General features: G+C 47.7%; 14 protein-coding genes. 7 read left to right on the forward strand and 7 right to left on the reverse strand.

All coding sequences use genetic code 11. The features are described 5' to 3' along the window. Positions 1-16 precede the first annotated feature (16 nt). Positions 17-1,144, reverse strand: coding sequence for a hypothetical protein (locus tag BQ8014_RS18560; protein WP_080905656.1), 1,128 nt, complete (start codon positions 1,142-1,144; stop codon positions 17-19). 451 nt (positions 1,145-1,595) lie between these two features. Between BQ8014_RS18560 and BQ8014_RS18565 the strand changes: the two genes are divergently transcribed. Further along, the gene (locus BQ8014_RS18565; protein ID WP_080905657.1) at positions 1,596-2,408 is read left to right on the forward strand and encodes a head GIN domain-containing protein; all 813 of its coding nucleotides are present in this window, start codon (positions 1,596-1,598) and stop codon (positions 2,406-2,408) included. A 9-nt stretch (positions 2,409-2,417) separates the two neighbouring features. On the opposite strand, the gene BQ8014_RS18570 is transcribed toward BQ8014_RS18565, so the two are convergent. The 4 genes from BQ8014_RS18570 to BQ8014_RS18585 are packed head-to-tail and all read right to left on the reverse strand — an operon-like array spanning position 2,418 to position 5,356. Continuing rightward, positions 2,418-3,425 carry an NAD-dependent epimerase/dehydratase family protein gene (locus BQ8014_RS18570; protein ID WP_080905658.1) on the reverse strand — a complete coding sequence of 336 codons (1,008 nt, stop codon included), beginning with the start codon at positions 3,423-3,425 and terminating at the stop codon, positions 2,418-2,420. Next, the gene (locus tag BQ8014_RS18575) at positions 3,422-3,622 is read right to left on the reverse strand and encodes a hypothetical protein (protein ID WP_080905659.1); all 201 of its coding nucleotides are present in this window, start codon (positions 3,620-3,622) and stop codon (positions 3,422-3,424) included. Before BQ8014_RS18575 ends, BQ8014_RS18570 begins: the two co-directional genes overlap by 4 nt. Positions 3,623-3,636: 14 nt before the next feature. Beyond that, positions 3,637-4,395, reverse strand: a complete 759-nt coding sequence (locus BQ8014_RS18580) for a metal ABC transporter ATP-binding protein (protein WP_080905660.1) — start codon at positions 4,393-4,395, stop codon at positions 3,637-3,639. Next, the gene (locus BQ8014_RS18585) at positions 4,379-5,356 is read right to left on the reverse strand and encodes a metal ABC transporter solute-binding protein, Zn/Mn family (protein ID WP_080905661.1); all 978 of its coding nucleotides are present in this window, start codon (positions 5,354-5,356) and stop codon (positions 4,379-4,381) included. Before BQ8014_RS18585 ends, BQ8014_RS18580 begins: the two co-directional genes overlap by 17 nt. A gap of 155 nt (positions 5,357-5,511) precedes the next feature. On the opposite strand from BQ8014_RS18585, the gene BQ8014_RS18590 reads away from it, so the two are divergent. The 6 genes from BQ8014_RS18590 to BQ8014_RS18615 all read left to right on the forward strand — a co-directional run bounded on the left by BQ8014_RS18590 (position 5,512) and on the right by BQ8014_RS18615 (position 11,178). Then, on the forward strand, positions 5,512-6,888 hold the full coding sequence (locus BQ8014_RS18590; protein WP_369808820.1) for a Gfo/Idh/MocA family protein: 1,377 nt from the start codon (positions 5,512-5,514) through the stop codon (positions 6,886-6,888). 108 nt (positions 6,889-6,996) lie between these two features. Beyond that, the gene (gene rpmH / locus BQ8014_RS18595; RefSeq protein WP_080905662.1) at positions 6,997-7,149 is read left to right on the forward strand and encodes a 50S ribosomal protein L34; all 153 of its coding nucleotides are present in this window, start codon (positions 6,997-6,999) and stop codon (positions 7,147-7,149) included. A 158-nt stretch (positions 7,150-7,307) separates the two neighbouring features. Then, positions 7,308-7,925, forward strand: a complete 618-nt coding sequence (locus BQ8014_RS18600) for a PASTA domain-containing protein (protein WP_080905663.1) — start codon at positions 7,308-7,310, stop codon at positions 7,923-7,925. A gap of 2 nt (positions 7,926-7,927) precedes the next feature. After that, complete coding sequence (locus BQ8014_RS18605; protein ID WP_080905664.1) at positions 7,928-9,010, forward strand: RluA family pseudouridine synthase; 1,083 nt, start codon at positions 7,928-7,930, stop codon at positions 9,008-9,010. Position 9,011: 1 nt separating this feature from the next. Continuing rightward, entirely contained in the window at positions 9,012-9,992 is a 981-nt protein-coding gene (locus tag BQ8014_RS18610; RefSeq protein ID WP_080905665.1) for a D-alanine--D-alanine ligase, read from the forward strand. Between the two features lie 28 nt (positions 9,993-10,020). After that, the gene (locus tag BQ8014_RS18615; protein WP_080905666.1) at positions 10,021-11,178 is read left to right on the forward strand and encodes a 1-acyl-sn-glycerol-3-phosphate acyltransferase; all 1,158 of its coding nucleotides are present in this window, start codon (positions 10,021-10,023) and stop codon (positions 11,176-11,178) included. Here the strand turns inward: BQ8014_RS18615 and BQ8014_RS18620 are convergent. Continuing rightward, positions 11,175-13,511, reverse strand: a complete 2,337-nt coding sequence (locus tag BQ8014_RS18620; RefSeq protein ID WP_080906066.1) for a translocation and assembly module lipoprotein TamL — start codon at positions 13,509-13,511, stop codon at positions 11,175-11,177. The genes BQ8014_RS18615 and BQ8014_RS18620 overlap by 4 nt on opposite strands. Beyond that, the gene (locus BQ8014_RS18625) at positions 13,504-18,123 is read right to left on the reverse strand and encodes a translocation/assembly module TamB domain-containing protein (RefSeq protein ID WP_080905667.1); all 4,620 of its coding nucleotides are present in this window, start codon (positions 18,121-18,123) and stop codon (positions 13,504-13,506) included. Before BQ8014_RS18625 ends, BQ8014_RS18620 begins: the two co-directional genes overlap by 8 nt. Positions 18,124-18,203 lie beyond the last annotated feature (80 nt).

Genomic DNA, 18,203 nt, shown 5'->3' on the forward strand with positions numbered 1-18,203 from the left:
AAATACATTCTCCTTTTTATATCTTTTTGATGAAAGCTCTCCTTGTTTTATGATGCTCTCTCCGGAAATAATCCCACTGTGACTGTATCGCATTATTGGATTCCAGTTCCGGATTACTTTCCGCATACTCCACTCCCAATTTCCGGTATACCGGGATCAGGTCGTTAAACAAAAGGGCATTCACTCCCTTATTCTTATATTCGGGAAGAACGCCGGCCAGATACAGATCCACCACCTTCGGCTTGCATTTGTACGCTTTTAACAAATGAATAAAGCCGAAGGGGAAAAAAGAACCCCTCGCCTTCTGCAAAGCCCTCGACAAATTAGGCAGAGAGATCCCGAAGCCTACCACCCGGTCGTCCGCCTCCCGGATAATTAACGTCACCAGATCCAGCCGGATCATCGGAATATACATATTGACATAATAGTCAATCTGCTTTGGCGTCAGCGGAGCAAAGCCGTAAAGAGGCGTATAGGCTTCATTCAGCGTTTCAAAGATCTGATGGGCGTATGGGTAAACCTCCCTTTCCCGCTTGAACTTCTTTATTTTCAGTCCGTATTTCTGCTTTACGATCTCCCCGATACGCAAATGCTTCTCAGGAATTTCGTCCGGAATATAGATCTTATATTCGTTCCAATCCTGATCCTTCACATACCCCATCCTGGCCATGTGCTCCGGATAATAGGGATAGTTATAAATCGCTGCCATCGTACCCAATTGGTCAAAGCCCTCGATTAACATCCCCTCATAGTCCATATCCGTAAAACCCAACGGCCCCTGAATCGCTTCCATGCCTTTGCCTTTCGCCCAGTTTTCCACGGCGGAAAACAGGCTGTCAACTACTTCGGCGTCATCGATGAAGTCCACAAAACCAAAACGGGCATTCTTCTCATTCCAAACTTGATTGCTCGGATAATTAATGATGCCGGCAATGCGCCCGACGATTTCTTCCCCGCGATAAGCAAGGAAAAGAACAGCATCACAGACCTCAAAGGCCGGATTTTTATCCCTGCTTAATGTAACGAGCTGCTCATCAATCAAGCCCGGCACATAATATGGATTATCTTTATACAAGTCAAGGCTAAAAGTTATAAACTTCTTTAACTCTTTCCTGGATGTAACCTCCTTGATTTCTATACTCATTGGTTCACAGTTTGATCGCAAAAGTAATTATTTTAACGAATTAGATGCAAAGGTACAACGAAATACTCTTGGAAAAGCGGAGAATCTGTTTAAATTTTACCGAAATATCCTTTTATATGTACCCAGGAATTTCCTTTCCTTCCCTTAAATCTCTTTTCCACATACCCAAGCAGCAAGATTCCAATAAAGGTCACCACCCTGAAAATCCAGTGCAGTCAATGACTTGATTCAGCATACTCATTTCTGAAATCCAGTATACTCATTTATAAAATCCAGTGCACTGGATTTTCCGTACAAGTCAGTAGAGACGCATTGCCATGTGTCTCCCCTCGGCGTAACGTCCATATTGCACCGAACGGAAATAAAATCGAACAAGTATCGATATTTTTTCAAAAAGATGCAACGCCGGCCATGTCCTTACGTCTTTATTAAAAACAAATGCTTTAAAAAGATGAAAACAAAATGGATTATCAGTTTAGCAATCTTCTTTTTCTTTGGGATTGCTACTTCTTTTGCTGCAAATAACAAAATCAAGGGAAATGGGAAAGCGGTAAAGAAAGTCTTCTCAATCGAAGATTATGAAAAAATTTCGAGTGCAGGCCCGGTCGTCTTCGTATATGAACAATCGAGTGCAAGTCCCTACCTGGAAGTAACATTGGATGAAAACCTCTTCGAATACCTGAAAGTCGAAGTAAAAGAGAAAGAACTTAAAATCGGGCCGAAAAGTGTAATGACTATTTTGGGCAACACTTCTTATAACCTCCAGCCTACCGTGTTTAAGGTTAAATCCAATTCCAAAACATTGAAGGAACTGAATACGGCTGGGAGTGGGGATTTTATCATAAACAGCACCTTGTCGACAGACCGGCTTGTGTTGAACCTGGCGGGAAGCGGAAATATCCAACTGCCTAAACCACTTGCCGTCTCCCGACTTGAACTTAACACAGCCGGAAGCGGAAGCATCCGTTCCGATAACCTGAAAGCCGATGAATTATCCTGCAATGTTGCTGGTTCCGGTTCGGCGTCTTTGGCCGGGACAACGGACAAAGCCTCCTTTAACCTCAGCGGCAGCGGGAGTGTAAAGGCCTACGGTTGCAAGGCGAATACGGTTTCCTGCAGCATTGCAGGCAGCGGTTCGGTGGAAACCTATGCCGATAACAAACTGAGCGCAAACATCATCGGTAGCGGAGATATTTACTACAAAGGAGATCCGGAAGTCAAGAAAAGCACGATGGGTTCCGGTAAAGTCCAAGCTTCCAATTAATCTCAGAAATCATAGCCAACCTTTCTCACGGTACCAGGCGATGCTCTCTTCCAACCCTTTCTCCAACAGGAAAGATGGAACAAAACCCAACTCATCCTGAAGCGGTGCGGTCTCACAGATCCAATTGCGCTGTTTCAGGATGAGGTATTTATCACTGTTCAGGGTCATTGCCTTCCCTGTCAGTTTCCCTATCCCTTCCGAACAAAGGCAGGCAAGCTTCACCAAGCCAAGCGGGATACGCAGGTGCAACACCTGCTTCTTCCCCAATAAACGCTGGATCAGGCGGGCAAAAGACGTATCGGTATACACATCCCCGTCCGCCACGAAATAATGCCGGTTCACCAGTCCTTCTTTCTCCAAGGCCAGAAAGGCTGCCCGTGCCAAGTCCTTCACATAGATGAACGTGATCCGTTGCGGTTTGAGTCCGACCGTAAAGTCAAAGCCGGACCTGATACTTTGGATTTCCAGAAAATAATCCTTATCGCCGGGTCCATAGACTCCGGTCGGACGAAGAATGATATAAGGGAAATAAGATTGCTCGCGAAGATATTTCTCCGCCTGCAATTTGCTACGGCCGTAAGCCGTATCCGGGTTTTGCGGATCCTCCAGGCGGATGGGGTGGAAAGTCTTTTCATCCCCAGCCCCGTAGCTGCTCAAGCTGCTCATCAGCAGGAATTTCTTCGGGGAGGCCCCGGCGGCGGCCAGGGATTGAATCAAATGGGAGGTATATTCAGCGTTCACAAGGAAAAAATCTTCCTTGCGGGGTGTTTTCGTTAATCCCGCATTATGGATCACATAGTCCCAGGCGCCATATTCTTTCACGAATGCCTTCAGTTGGGCGGTCAACGCTTCCGGATCGGAATAATGCAGGTCGATAAAACGGATCCGTCCGTCCTGCAGGCGCTCTCTGGGACTGCTTTTCCGCACGCCTGCCCAGACTTCATAGCCACGCCCCAGCGCCTCCTCTACCAGATACCCCCCAATGAAGCCGCTGGCTCCGGTAATCAATAGTCTCATTCGTCTTTTCCTTTCATATAATAGATGTAATAATACCATAGGAGGCCGATCCAGTTTAGGAACACGATGGTCAACATCCAGAGAATCTTCTGCTTTATAGTGAGTATCGGATTCTGCTGCACAGCTTTAATCCCGAAGAGGATCACCGCAACTCCGACAATATATCCGATTTCGGGAAAAGAGATCATAGCTAACATCGTGATTCCCTTCCTCAGTGATCGTGCCTTTTCAGTACCCGGTGAGGCAAGTCGCCATGACCGATCAGTTCTATCGGACAAGCATACGTTTCGTTCAGCCAATCCGTCGTAACATCCGTCCCGGGATGATAATGCAAGGTCTCATTCACACAAGCAATGTTCTTCACCATGGCCAGGATGGTTCCGATGTCATGGGAAACGAGAATGATGGCGCTCTCCCGGTTGATTTCACCCAGCAACTCGTAAAAACGCGACTCAAAGCGCTTGTCCACATACGAATTAGGTTCATCCAAGATCAGCAACCGGGGACGTGAGACGATAGAACGCCCCAGCAGAACACGCTGCAACTGCCCTCCCGAAAGTTCTCCGATAGCCCTCCCGGCCAGGTCGTCCAGCCCCATCTGGGTAATAACCTCCCCGATCCGCAGCTTCTGTTCTCCGGTAAAATCACGGAAACGGCGTTTCTCGGAGGCAAGTCCGGAGGCAATCACTTCCTTTACGGAAATTGGGAACTTCCGGTCGATCTGATTCAACTGAGGAAGATATCCTATCTTCAAGGAAGGCACTTCATGCCCCTCCGAAAAGAAAGTAACCGTGCCGGACACCGGTTCCAACAAACCGAGGATCACCTTCAGCAACGTCGTTTTTCCACCGCCGTTCGGACCGATAATCCCAAGGAAATCATCACTGAAGACCTCCAGCGAAACATTTCTCAGAGCTATTTTGGTTCCGTACGCAGTCGTGACGCCTTTTATTTCAATCAGCTTTTCCATTCTCCGCCAGCGTTTTTGCGATATGAATCATTTCAGCCTTCCAATCATAAGCCAGGGGATTGATCTGCACGAGCCGGCAACCAACCTCTTTTGCAATCAGCTCGGCGTTTTTCCGGTCGAATTCTTTTTGGATGAAAACGACACGCGCATGGGCCTCTTTGGCCGTCCGTACCAGTTCTTCCAGTTGCCCCGGTGAAGGCTCTTTCCCGTCCATCTCGATGCATAGCTGTACCAGTCCGTTCTCCATCGCAAAATAAGTCAGGGAAGGATGATAGATGATAAATGCCTGGCCGCGGAGAGGCTCCAGCAATGTACGGATTGTTTTTTCCGTTTCTTCGATTTCGGATAAAACCCTTTCGTAATTCGCCTTAAAATAAGCCTCCTGGTCCGGCTCAAGGGCGATCAACGCATTCAACGTATTGAGGGCGATCACCTTACCGCCCTGAATCGAGCTCCAGATATGCGGGTCGATTCCGCCCGGATGATGGTGATGAAAGGAAGGTTCTCCTTCTTCTGCCGAAGAATCCTGCTTATGATCATGCCCGCCCTCGAACTCGTGGTCATGTCCTTCTTCCTCCTTTTCGTCTTTAATGATATTCATCCCCTCGGATAAATCGAAGAGCTTTAGCTGGGGGTTATTCTCCTGTATCTTTTTCATCCATGCCAGTTCGAACCCAATGTGCCCGACCTGGAAATAGGCGACGCTCTTGCCCAGGCGAACCATCTCCTGGGGTGTCGGATCATAGGTTTCGGGACTTTGCCCGGAAGGCACTACGCAATTCACTTTAAACCGCTCGCCGCCGATCCGCTCCACAAAATAGCGTTGCGGCTCAATCGTGACCGAAATAAGCGGCTCCTCACCCTGTTGTTTACCCTGGCAGCCACATAGAATGCAAAGAAATAACAAGAATACCCCGAAACTATTTTTTACCTTATTCCTTATTTTTACCACATCTTTCATATCAAGAAACCTTATTTTTGGGAAAACAAACTTAAGTAAAAATACTGAAACTTTTCATTTTTATTTTTTTTAAAAGTTCCTTCCTCAAAATAATGGGGCAAAAGCATCTTCCTTATAAAGGGTTTTCTTATCTTTACATACCTTAATAAAAAACAATGTTAACGAAATTAAACATGAAAGAAAAAGGCACACAAGAACAAAAGAACATCAGCCGCCGCGATTTTTTAAGCCTATCCGCATTAGGATTAGCCAGTTTAACCATCCTCCCCAGTTGGACAACAGACGGGATACGCATCCCTCCCAGTGACCGAGTAGTACTGGGATTTATCGGCCTCGGCCAGCAGGGATTATCGGATTTTGCGGGATTCTCCGGTTGTCCGGGCGTACAGGTCGCCGCCTGCTCAGATGTCGACTCCATCAAAAGGGAACGTTTCATAAGACGTATCCGGAAATGGCAAGCCTCCAAAGGGATGGCGGAACGCTGCGACCCATACGAATTTTATGAAGATTTACTGGAACGGAAAGATATCGACGCTATAGAGGTAGCTGTGCCGGACCATTGGCATGCCTTGATAACTATCCATAGCTGCCAATCCGGGAAGGACGTCTATTGCCAGAAACCGTTAGCCTTCACCATCGCCGAAGGACTGGCCATGGTAAGAGCTGTCCGGGAAAACAAACGCGTCCTGCAGGTGGGAAGCCAGCAACGTTCCAGCCGTGAATTCCAAAAAGCTATCGAACTGGTACGCAGCGGTGCGATCGGCCATATCGAAAAGATTTATGCCAAGGTGGGAGATCCCCCAAAACCATTGGACCTTCCCGAACTAGCCATTCCCGCTAATCTCAATTTCAACCAGTGGATGGGTCCGTTGAATGATCCGAAAATTCATTATCATCCCGATTTATGTCCGCCGATTTCGCTCGATCCGGAACAGAACGAAAAGCTATGGGGCGCCTGGCGCTGGTATCGGGAGACCGGAAACGGTTTCACCGCCGACTGGGGAGCGCACATGTTTGACATCGCCCAGGCAGCGATCGGCATGGATGGCTCGGGACCGATCGAATATATTCCGAAAGGATACAACGGTGCCTCTTACCTGACCATGAAATACGCCAACGGCATCGTGATGACGGAGCAACCCTATTTGGATAATAATCCGAATGCCCAAGGTCTCAAATTTATCGGAGATAAAGGCTGGATCGAAGTAGCCCGCGGATATCTGAAATGCTCCGACCCATCCAAGATCTCGGAAGACGACACAAAGAGAGGAGCCGCCAACTACGAAACTAACGCGCCGCACATGCAGAACTTTATCGATTGCGTGCGCTCACGGAAGAATCCGATTGCCCCGGTGGAAGTAGGATGTAGCACCAATACGCTTTGCTGCCTGGCAAATATCGCTACGGAATTGCAGCGTCCGGTGAAATGGGATCCGGCGACCCTCAGTTTCGCCAACGATCCGGAAGCGGCCGCCCATCGCCTGTACCATTATGAATATCGCAATCCGTACAGTCTGCCATATTTCAAATAATTAGGAATAACTGTTTGTTTATTACAAAAAAGCGCCTAACTTTGCAGCCCAAATCATAATCTTATGATTCGATTCAAAGAGGAATAATAATAACAAATATAAAATAAGATGAAAAGAACATTTCAACCCTCCAATCGTAAGAGAAAAAATAAGCATGGTTTTCGTAACCGTATGGCTACCGCTAACGGCCGTCGCGTATTAGCTGCACGCCGTGCGAAAGGAAGATCTAAATTAACCGTCTCGGACGAATATCCGAAATAAGCAGACGGAAGCGCATAATAGTGTTATAAGAAGCGGGTGCCCTTGCAAGAGGGCACCCTTTTCTATTTATCCGTATAAACCATTAAAAAGTACACAGCTCCTGTTGCAAAGTGTCTCTTTATTCTCTACTTTTGTCTTACTGATAACAGAAATGGGTTATGAAACAAAATCTATCTAAGCTGATAAAAAATCCGTTTTTCCTCAACTTCATGCTGGCGGTTCTCGTGACCCTCATTCTGATTGTTTTAACGCTCCAATGGTTGAACGGTTACACACGGCATAACCAGTCGGTAACCGTCCCGGACGTGAAAGGGTTATCCATCGGGGAAGCCGCCGAATTTTTCAGAAACAACCAGCTTGATTATACGATAGTCGACTCGGTATATACATCCGGAGTCGCTCCGGGAGCCATTGCCGAAGTAGTTCCCGCCATAGGTTCCAAAGTAAAGCAAGGACGCATTATCTTTGTAACGATCAATGCGACTTCCTCAAAGAAAGCGTCGATACCCGACGTTGAGGATTTGTCTTACCGGCAGGCGCAGGCTCTTCTCCAGGCAAGGGGCTTCACGTCTATTGAAATAAGTTATATCGCAGGGACTTATAAAGATCTGGCAATCGGCGTCGCTTCCGGAGGAAAAACCTTGTCTCCCGGAACCCTGGTGCCGATAGGAACTCCACTGCAACTTCTCGTGAGTGACGGCGGAGGCATCTACACCGACTCCCTGTCAACCAGCGAACCAACCCCCATTGACAGCGAAGAAGAAACTTGGTTTTAGTTATGGAAGAAAAACTGGAAGAATGGGATGACGATCAGATAAATGACGATTTTCCGGATGAAGACGAACCGGTCGATGGTTCATCTCAACGATATGAGCATTTCCGGTTTATCGCAGACAAAGGACAGAGTTTGCTGCGGGTTGACAAATTTCTAGCGAGTCGGCTGGTAAATGCTACGCGTAACCGCATCCAGGCAGCTGCAGAAGCGGGCTGTATCCTGGTGAACGACCGTCCGGTGAAAAGTAACTACCGAGTGAAACCGCTGGATACGGTTTCTCTTGTTATGTCCCGTCCCCGCCGCGAGTTCGAGATCATCCCGGAAGATATACCCTTGAATATCGTATATGAAGACGAGGAGCTGTTGGTCGTCAACAAACCGGCGGGGCTGGTAGTGCATCCCGGGCACGGGAACTACACCGGGACGCTGGTCAATGCCCTCGCTTATTACCTCCGGGACGATCCTTTCTATGACCCCGCGGATCCCCGTCTCGGATTAGTGCACCGCATCGATAAAGATACATCCGGATTATTGGTTATTGCCAAAAAGCCGGAAGCAAAAGCCAACCTCAGCCTTCAGTTCTTCCATAAAACGACACAACGGAAATATGTGTCGCTTGTCTGGGGCATAATGAAAGACAACGAAGGAACGATTGAAGGAAATATCGGACGCAATCCGCACGACCGGATGCAAATGACGGTCTTTCCGGAAGGAGACCAAGGGAAAACGGCTATTACCCATTACAAGGTATTAGAGCGCTTGGGCTATGTCAGTTGGATCGAATGCCAACTGGAAACCGGGCGTACCCACCAGATCCGGGCGCATATGAAGTATATCGGACATCCTCTTTTCAACGACGCCCGCTATGGAGGCGACCAGATCCTAAAAGGGCAATCATTCTCCAAATATAAGCTTTTCGTGCAAAATTGCTTTGCCGTTTGCCCAAGGCAGGCGCTGCATGCCAAAACGCTGGGATTTATTCATCCGGCGACAGGCAAACAAATGCTTTTCGACTCCGAGATCCCCGACGACTTGAAAGCGTTGAAAGAGAAATGGACAAATTATGTAAACACTAAAGAATTATAAAATGAAAAAAAACATCGCCATTGTTGCCGGAGGCTTTTCCTCCGAAGTCGTTGTTTCTTTAAAAAGTGCTGAAGGACTTTATTCTTTTATTGATAAAGACAAATATAATTTGTATATTGTCATCATCAAGAGAGATGAATGGGTGGTCAAACTGCCGGATGGAGAACTCATCCCGATCAACAAGAATAACTTCGGTTTTACGGAGTTCGGGATGCCCAAGTTGTTCGACTTTGCCTATATTACAATTCATGGGACACCAGGAGAAGACGGACTTCTGCAAGGGTATTTCGACTTGATCGGTCTGCCCTATTCTTCCTGTAACACATTAGTCAGTGCATTGACATTTAACAAGTTCGTATGCAACAGCTTCCTGCGTAGCCAAGGCCTCCGGGTAGCCGACTCGATACGCTTATTCAAAGGGCAGACGATTGATACGGAAGAAGTGGTCAATCGGCTGGGATTACCGGTCTTTGTGAAACCGAACGATAGCGGAAGCAGCTTCGGCGTGACGAAAGTCAAGGAAGCGGAAGCCTTGCAGGAAGCAATTTCCAAAGCGTTCAGCGAAGGAAAAGAGGTGATACTCGAGAGCTTCCTGGGAGGAACGGAGGTCACCTGCGGTTGTTACAAGGTCAAAGGAAAAGAGGAGGTATTTCCGGTCACGGAGGTGGTAACGCCGAACGAGTTCTTCGATTTTGACGCAAAATATAACGGACAGGTGCAGGAAATTACGCCGGCGCGTATTTCCACGGAGTTAACGTCCCGCATACAGAGCGAAACGTCCCGCGTTTATGATATCCTCGGTGCGCAGGGGCTTATCCGGGTTGATTATATTATCTTACCGGACGGGGAACCTGTCATATTGGAAATCAACACTACGCCGGGAATGACCGCCACAAGCTTTATTCCGCAGCAAATCAAAGCGGCAGGCTTGGACATTCGGAAAGTCCTGACGGAAATTATTGAAAACAGATTGAACAGCTAAGAATAACTGTATAAAAGAAGATATAGAGATGAACACAGAAACGACAGCTTACGATTTTGAAGATATTCGCCCGTTAAATAATGACGAAGTACCGCAAGCCATCAAAGAACTTGTAAACGACCAGGCATTCAAGGATGGCCTAAAAGTCATTATGCCGGGGATCGATTATGAAGAATTGGCAAAACAAATGCTCGCCAGCAAGACGAAGGAGGAATTTAAGGCGACCTTCAGTTATAATGCGGTTATGGCTGTCGCCAAACAAACGGCTTTCTCATTGACGATCTCCGGGCGGAGCCGTTTGCCGGAAAACCCTTGTACGTTCATCTCCAATCACCGGGATATCGTATTGGATGTCGCCTTCCTAAATGTACTGATGTATGATGTCGGCCATGGATTAACCCAAGTCGCCATCGGAGATAATCTGCTCGTCCGCCCGTGGATCAAAACGTTGGTCCGCCTGAACAACAGCTTCATTGTCAAGCGGAATGTGCCTATGCGCCAAATGTTGGAAACCAGCAAGACATTATCCGCCTACATACATCATACGATCAAGGAGACGAAAGAGTCCCTTTGGATTGCCCAACGGGAAGGAAGAGCAAAGGATTCTGACGACCGGACGCAGAACAGTGTGTTAAAGATGTTGAATCTCGGCGGAACCGGGGACATCCTGACGAATCTCCGCTCCCTGAATATCGTTCCGATCTCCATCTCCTATGAGTATGATCCTTGCGATTACCTGAAGGCAAAAGAGTTTCAGCAGAAACGTATCCAACCGGATTTCCAGAAGAGTCCTTATGACGATTTGATCAGTATGAGAACCGGCATCCTCGGGTATAAAGGACGAGTTCACTTTACGATCTGCGATCCGTTGGATCCACAGATCTCAACGCTGGATCCTAAGATGGAGAAAAACGAGCTATACTCGGCGATTGCACATGCCATCGATTTACAGATTTTCAAATACTACCGCTTCTATCCTTGCAACTACATTGCCTACGACTGGTTAAACGGAACCCGTCGCTTTAATGGCCATTACAGTTTAAAAGACAAGAAAGAATTTGAAGAATACGTACAAAAGCAACTGGATAAAATCGATTTGCCCGAAAAGGACGATGTTTTCCTGCGCACCAAAATGCTGGAAATGTACTCCAATCCTTTAAAGAACAATCTGACTTACGCCGATTAGAAAGGGTACCCCACAGCCAGGTGGAAGCCTAAGCCTTTACCGAATTTCTCGATATTATAATATCCGCTTTTCGAGGTTTCATAAGGTACGTGCAAAGCTACACCCACATCAAAACGGACGACCAGGAAACTGAGATCGTAACGCAGGCCGGCGCCGGTTCCTACCGCAAGGTCGTTCAGGAAACTTCCCAATTTAAGGCGACCGTCGGGACGATTCTCATCATCCCGGATGAGCCATACGTTTCCGGCATCCAGGAAGACGGCGCCTTTAAGGTCTCCAAGCAAGCGGAACCGGTATTCCACGTTAGCCTCCAGTTTTAAATCCCCTGTCTGGTCGATATACGAATAAGCGCTTCCTTCCTGAGGTTTAAACCTACCGGGGCCGATACTCCGGATGGTAAAGGCGCGAATGCTGTTGGCTCCTCCGACATAGAATTGTTCGCTATAAGGAGAAACCATTGCATTTCCATAACTATAAATGGCGCCGACGCCCAAACGCGCAGCAATCGACTGGTTCCGGTCGATAGCAAGATTGTAACGAAGCTCATTGGTCACTTTCAGGAACTGGGAAAAGGTACTTCCCAGCAACTTCTTTTTCGTATTGAATCCCTGCCCGGCCAAAGCATACAGTCCGGAGAGCAGGTTTCCGGATTCGGTAACTGAAACCTGCCACCACCATGAATTGCCCCACTGCCGCAGGGACGAGTTATCATAGGTATATGTATAGCCGATTGCAGGGACAAACTGATCCTCCAGGCTTTGGGCCAGCGCCTTGTTCTCATTAATGATACTGTCAAAACGGGCGGTCGGGTTCGTCAGCTTATTAAAAGTCAGACGAAACGGGATAATCGAATGCCGGCTCGTCACTGTCGGTTGGAAATCGTATGTCATGGTACCGCCGAAAGAAAGCATCCGGAAAAACTTCGAACGGTTAAGCTGACTTCCGTAAAGGCGGAAGGTTGTCGTAGCAGGAAAATCAAAGCTCCTCCTACGAAATCCGGGGAACAGCACCGTCGGGAAAGTCAGCGTCGTACTCAAGCCAAATTCGTAATTATTAATTGCCGTATTGGTTCCGTCGATCCGGTTCCCCGTTTGCCATTCGTAAGATCCCCGAATACTGGCTCCAAACGTTTCCCCTCCGCCGAACAGATTCCGCTTGGTCAGGCTGTAAATCATGCCGGGCCCCATCATATTATTGCTTTTAGAAGTCATGTTGAACTCCAGTTCACCGTCCAGAGGCAAATCATAGACCGTATTGATCCGAAGGTCCAGGCTATCGTTCCGGCTCCGCCGGGAGGTATCCTGAGGGACATATTGCATTTCCGTATACCGGAAAATTCCCAGTTGATTAAGCCTCGACTGTGTCCTGGATTGTTCCAACTGGGAATACGTTTCACCGGTTTTAAACATGATCCTGTCGTAAATGACCGAAGGCCTCACTCTTAATTTCCCTTCATAATGAATCATCATATCTTTATATAGAAGGGAATCCGTCGGAGTTTCGTTTGTATAACCATTCAAGCGAAGAGATATATTCCCCACCTTCCAAGGTCTCAGAGCATTCCTCGGAGTTCCCGGATTCAAGGAAAGCCGGAGAGCGACCTTTCCTTTTGTGATGCTCGTATCCGCCTGGTAAGAAAGATAGTCCGGCCGGAAATAGAAATAGCCGTTGTTCCGCAGGAGCGAAGAGATCCGCTGTCTTTCTCCCTCAAGTTTTACGACATTGAAAATGTCCCCTTTTCTTATCAGGCGTTCGCTCTCGGTCATCTTTAACAGCGTGTCCGCCCGATGCTGCATTCGCCTGTATTCGATGGAATCATATGCATAAGGCTCATTCATCCGGATTATATAATTGACCTTTGCCTTTTTAGGGTTATTCTTATGCGGCACGACCTCAAAAAAAACGGAATTATTGAAATAGCCGTTCTCCTTCAGTATATTCTGTACGACTTTTGTCCGGACTTCGGGGTTGACGGTCGAGATATAAACCGGCTTGGCGGCCATATTTTTGAATATCCATTTACCCAGTCCCTTTTCCGAATGGACGAAGGAATTATAGACCCATAACCCGAAAGGAAACGGCACCCGTACGGAAGAACTGCCCAACAATGCATTGTTCGGCGGATAAGCCAGAGCAACGCTTACCTCCTCCCAGGCGTCATCCGCTTCCCGCTCCGTCTTTTCTTTCTTATCCGCCCAATCCATCTTGGAGATACCGGTATATAAAACTTCATCCTGCGGCAAATTCTTCGTGGTCGAACAGGAGAAACAGATCATAATGATTACTCCCATGAGGAGATAAAAGTTCAGTTGTTTTGGTCTTAATCTATTCATCTTTTTCGCCCTCCACTTCATTTACAGGTTGCGGTTTCTTTTTCCTGAAGATAAACAATTCGCCCATGTTTTTCATTTTACGCCGGAAGACAATACCCGCCCCCGTCTCGATGATCTCTCCCTCTAACAGGCTTTCGAAGTTCTTGTTATGGAAAAGTTTTACGTAACGGGTCCCCCCTTCGTCGAGGCGATATTCAATCGAAGCGTCATCAATAAAGCTCTGATTTTGCTCTACCTCTCTTCCTGTAGAGATTCGTCCGCCCAGAATGATATTGATCCGGTCATTATAGAATCGCTTGGAGAAACGGAACGAATAATCCGTCCGATCCGAAGCTCCGCTTCCATCATTATAGCTCTCCATACCGAACGAGACATCCACCCCTTTCAGGACACTCCCTGCCAGATTGTTGATTTCGCTCTGCAGGAAGCTGTTCAGCGCATTGCCCATATCCAGGCCACCGCTGCCACTACTGCCGTCCGCCAGATACATGCCGGTCACCAGCATGGCAATAGCCCGCTTGTTCCGTTCTTCTTCACCCAAGGCCGTAAGTTCATCCTGAATAGAGATGTCTTCGGGAGCGGCCAATGTAAATTGCAGGGAGAGGTTTTCCATCCGCTGTTTGATTTCAATTCCGGCATCGAAGTTCACCAAACGGGAGCTTTGCCCGGCCGGAGCCACCGAAACGCGTACCCGTTCGGTTGCTGTTAAGTTTAGATAAGGATCCATCATATCCCCGCTCCAATCCACATAGCTCCCATCCTTTATCACTAAATCCTTCGTACCGATTACTGGGAAAGCGTATTTTACATTACCACCGGTCATCGTATACCGCCCGGTCAGGTTCATATCTCCTTGCGGGGTATACTGGAAGGTGAGGTCGCCGCCTCCCACCAATTCCACCTGGTTGGACTGATCGGCACTTAAATCCGCATTCAGGCGTACTACCGGATCAACATGAATGGTCAGCAGTATATCCATACCTCCCACCGAAGCCGACCTATCTCCCCGCCGGAAACGGCTGGTGCTCTGCGGAATCGTATCCTCGAAATAGGTAAAAGTAACTAATCCGGACAAACGATCCTGCACCGCCAAGGGGGAATCTTTCATTACGTAAGTAACATTCGTACTGCCGAGCACCTCGAGGTTTCCCCTCATTTGAAGCGCTTCGAGCCGTCCTTTCACGGTTGAATTCAAATTCACCAGCAATTTCCCATAGACCAAGCTCTCGTTCGTCCTTTTGGCATTTAGCAAAAGCATATTGTTTGCCGTCAGTTTCAAATCGGCGGTCATACGGTTTAAATTCTGTGCATCAATCGTTCCATCAATAATAAACGGATTATTTCCCTCCGTATTGATCTTATATTTCCTGAATGTAAATAGGTTATCCTTAATATCAACAGGAATACTGTCGAACCGGACAGTTGTCCCGGCGGGAACCACATACATCGTCGCTGTATCCATCCGCAGGAAACCATTGATCAGTGGCTTTTCAGTACTTCCGCTGATCGCCATATCCCCCACCAGCGCACCATTCATCCGAGCCATCCCATTCGGGATAAACGGGCTCACCATCTCCAAAGGTAGATGATGAACCGACAAATTCCCTTCCACCTTGTCATTCTTCCCGGCACTATAAAGGGCGAATAAGGAAGAAACTTCCGCTTCATCCCGGAACAGATGCACGTCGAACTGGTGCTCCCCGTTTTCCAGCGGGAGATATACAGCCGAGAGCAATATCTCCCCGACGCGTGAACCCTGATACATCATGCTGTCGACCGTCAGTCCGCCGGCCACCATGAAAGAAGTTTCCGACGGTTCATAGCGTACCGAAGCGTTCAGGTTACCCTTCATTTCCGGGAAGCCGGCAAAACCTCTTGATATGGTATCTAGGCTTATCTGGCTTAGTTCCATTTGTAAGGAAACCATTTTACTGCTATCCCGTTCAGTATGGAAAGCCAGGGAGGCAAAACGTTGTCCCGTCAGCCTGACATCCGCATCCATATCCTTCATCGATCTGAAGTTGAAATAATTATCTTTATTTATGGTAAAAGGCAGGAAGGCAATGGTCAGATTCTCAGGATAGAGGTGAAAACTAAAGCCGCCCGGTATCTTCGTTGCCCTCACGCCCAACTGCAATCCGGTTTCTCCTTCGCCGTTCAGGTAAGTCGCTTCCATTTCCCCCCAGCCATATTGGAGCTGCCCTTTCAGATCGACAGTGAAAGGTTCCTGCATACGGAAACGGTTTTTCTTGACATCTCCGGTAAATCTCAATCCCAATGAATCCTGCCAGACAGCGAGCCGGATGGTATCTATTTTGGTCGTATCATTAATAAAAGAAAACAACGAACTATTCAGTTGGATTCCGCTTTCCGGAGAGGTAAAGCCTTCGACCGACAGACTGTCGAAGAAGATATGGTTTTCCTGTAGGTAGTTGTAAATCGGATTATCCGTCGAGGCGCGAACCTGTAGATGCAATTCGGGAAGCAAGGGCCGAAGCGTGGTAAAATCGATCAGAGAATCCCTCTTGAACTGGGTGAAAAGATGGTCGGATGTTTTCGTCAACTGGTCGACCATCTTCTGTGCATTGGCATTTCCCGTCAGCAGGATGCCAAAGTCGCCGGCATGAAAAGAGAGGCGGGTCGTATCGTCATCGGCACGCAAATGGAGCGTCAACATTTTGGGCTCATAGGTTTTATCCTGCATCTCCATTTTCCAGTTTCCCAGCGATACATCCAGTTGGTGATTATTCTTCAGGTTGCTCTTCGCCTCGGAGAAAATCTGGAACGAAGTTGTCAGCGGCATATCCACCCAATGGAATCCCTGAATATCCAATTTCTGCACGTCTGCGATCAGCATCCCGTCCAATGAATCCTTTCGGAGCGTCCCATCCCACAGAATATCCATGACAGCCAACGGATACAAGCTATGCAAATTCGCTTTCAGCGCATGTTCCTTCAACGAACCCGAGAGGGTAACGTCCGACAACTCGTTGCTCCCATAACGAATGTTGGTCAGTTTTCCATCCACCGTCGCCCAGGTTTTTTTCTTAAACACATCCAACCCTTTGCCTTCGGCCTGCACCTGGGCAGTTATCCAAAAGAGGGAATCTTTCGGCATAAAATGCACCGGCTCCAGGCTATCCACCTTCAGATCCACTTTATAACTTTCCAGCGACGTATTGTAGCGCCCTGTCAACTGCACACGTCCATTTCCTTCCTTCAGGAGAAGCGCCGTCTGATAAGCATTCCGTTGGAACGCCAGCTTTCCCGACAGTTTCATTCCGAAAGGAATCCGGTATGTTTCCCGTATAGAAACAGGCAAGAGCCCTTTAAGGAAGTTCAGGTTACCCCCTTCCGCCGTCAGGCTGAAATCACCGGAGGTTCTCAGACTATCGTTCAATGCTTTAACAACACCGAATATGTTTAGGCGGAGGACGCCCGGCCAATCTCCTTCAAGCCGGGCTATATTCAGCCGATTATAATTTCCGTCGACTTTTGCCGAGAGGGTAAGCGGGCGTTCGGGTAGATTTTCCAGGAAATAAGGTTTTAGTTCTCCCGCCGCCATCAGGATGTCTTCTTTCCCTATTTTAGCGGAAAAAAGTGCAGACAGGACATCCGTCGGTTCCTTATCCAAGGCACTCCAAGGCAAAGCAACTGCAAGTTCCGCCTCCGAATGGGGAGTCTGTAACGAAAGCCGGGGAATTTGTAATGAAATGCTATCGCTATATACTTCCCCGGCCAGGGAAGTAACTGATAAGCCGGAACGTTCTTCCAACCGAAACTCCCGGATCGAAGCATTTGCTTCCAATCCGCGATTAAAAATCGAATCGATACGGAAGTTGATATTTTTCAGCCGTATATGCGACACATCCAAACCTTCGGCAGGAGCATGCGTATTAGCATCATAATTTAACAGGGCTGCATCGAGAGTAAGGCGGGAAGCTTCGTAAGTAGAAGAAGCCAAGTCAACCGTCCCTCCCGCCAGTACGGCTTTATTGATAGCCGTACTTATCTGCATCGAATCGAGAAGAGGCATTTGTAAAGCAAACAAAACATTATGAAGGGAGACCTCATCCAGAAGGATTTTCCAATTGAGAGGAGCAGTGGCCGTAGTATCCTTCTGAGTCGTATCCGTAATAATGACTGTCAGGGAGGCATCCGATAATTCCAGCAAGTTCAACCGGGCTGTTTCTTCGGTTAAGCTAATCCGGTCGGAATAAGCCTTAAAAGTTCCGACAAGCCCTTTAATTTCGATGCCGTCTATAAATTGTCCGGTATTTACCCTGGCGCCTTTTAAAGTCATACCGGAAAGAGAAATCTCTTTCTTAAGGAGGGGAAGCGGGTGGATGCCGATTCTCAGGCTTTCCAGCAGAAGCAAAGTATCCGCCGGCGGTGCGATCACTTCCACACCTTTCACTGTCAGGTCCAAAGGAAAAGACAAGCGCACTTTTTCAATGTCGATTTTCATTTGAGACACTTCCGAAGCGTAAGTGGTGGCTTTCTTAACCGCATAATTCTGAATAGCGGGTATATACAAAAGGACAGAGACAAGAAGCACCAATCCTATCGGCGCCAATCCTATAATCACAATCCACTTTAACCACCTCTTCATCTTATTATAATTTTTTACTCCTCCCTTCCCGCTATTTCATTCGCATAAAACAAGCCCATCCACCCTTTACTAATTCATAA

The organism is Parabacteroides sp. Marseille-P3160, from assembly GCF_900162725.1.
GTDB lineage: Bacteria > Bacteroidota > Bacteroidia > Bacteroidales > Tannerellaceae > Marseille-P3160.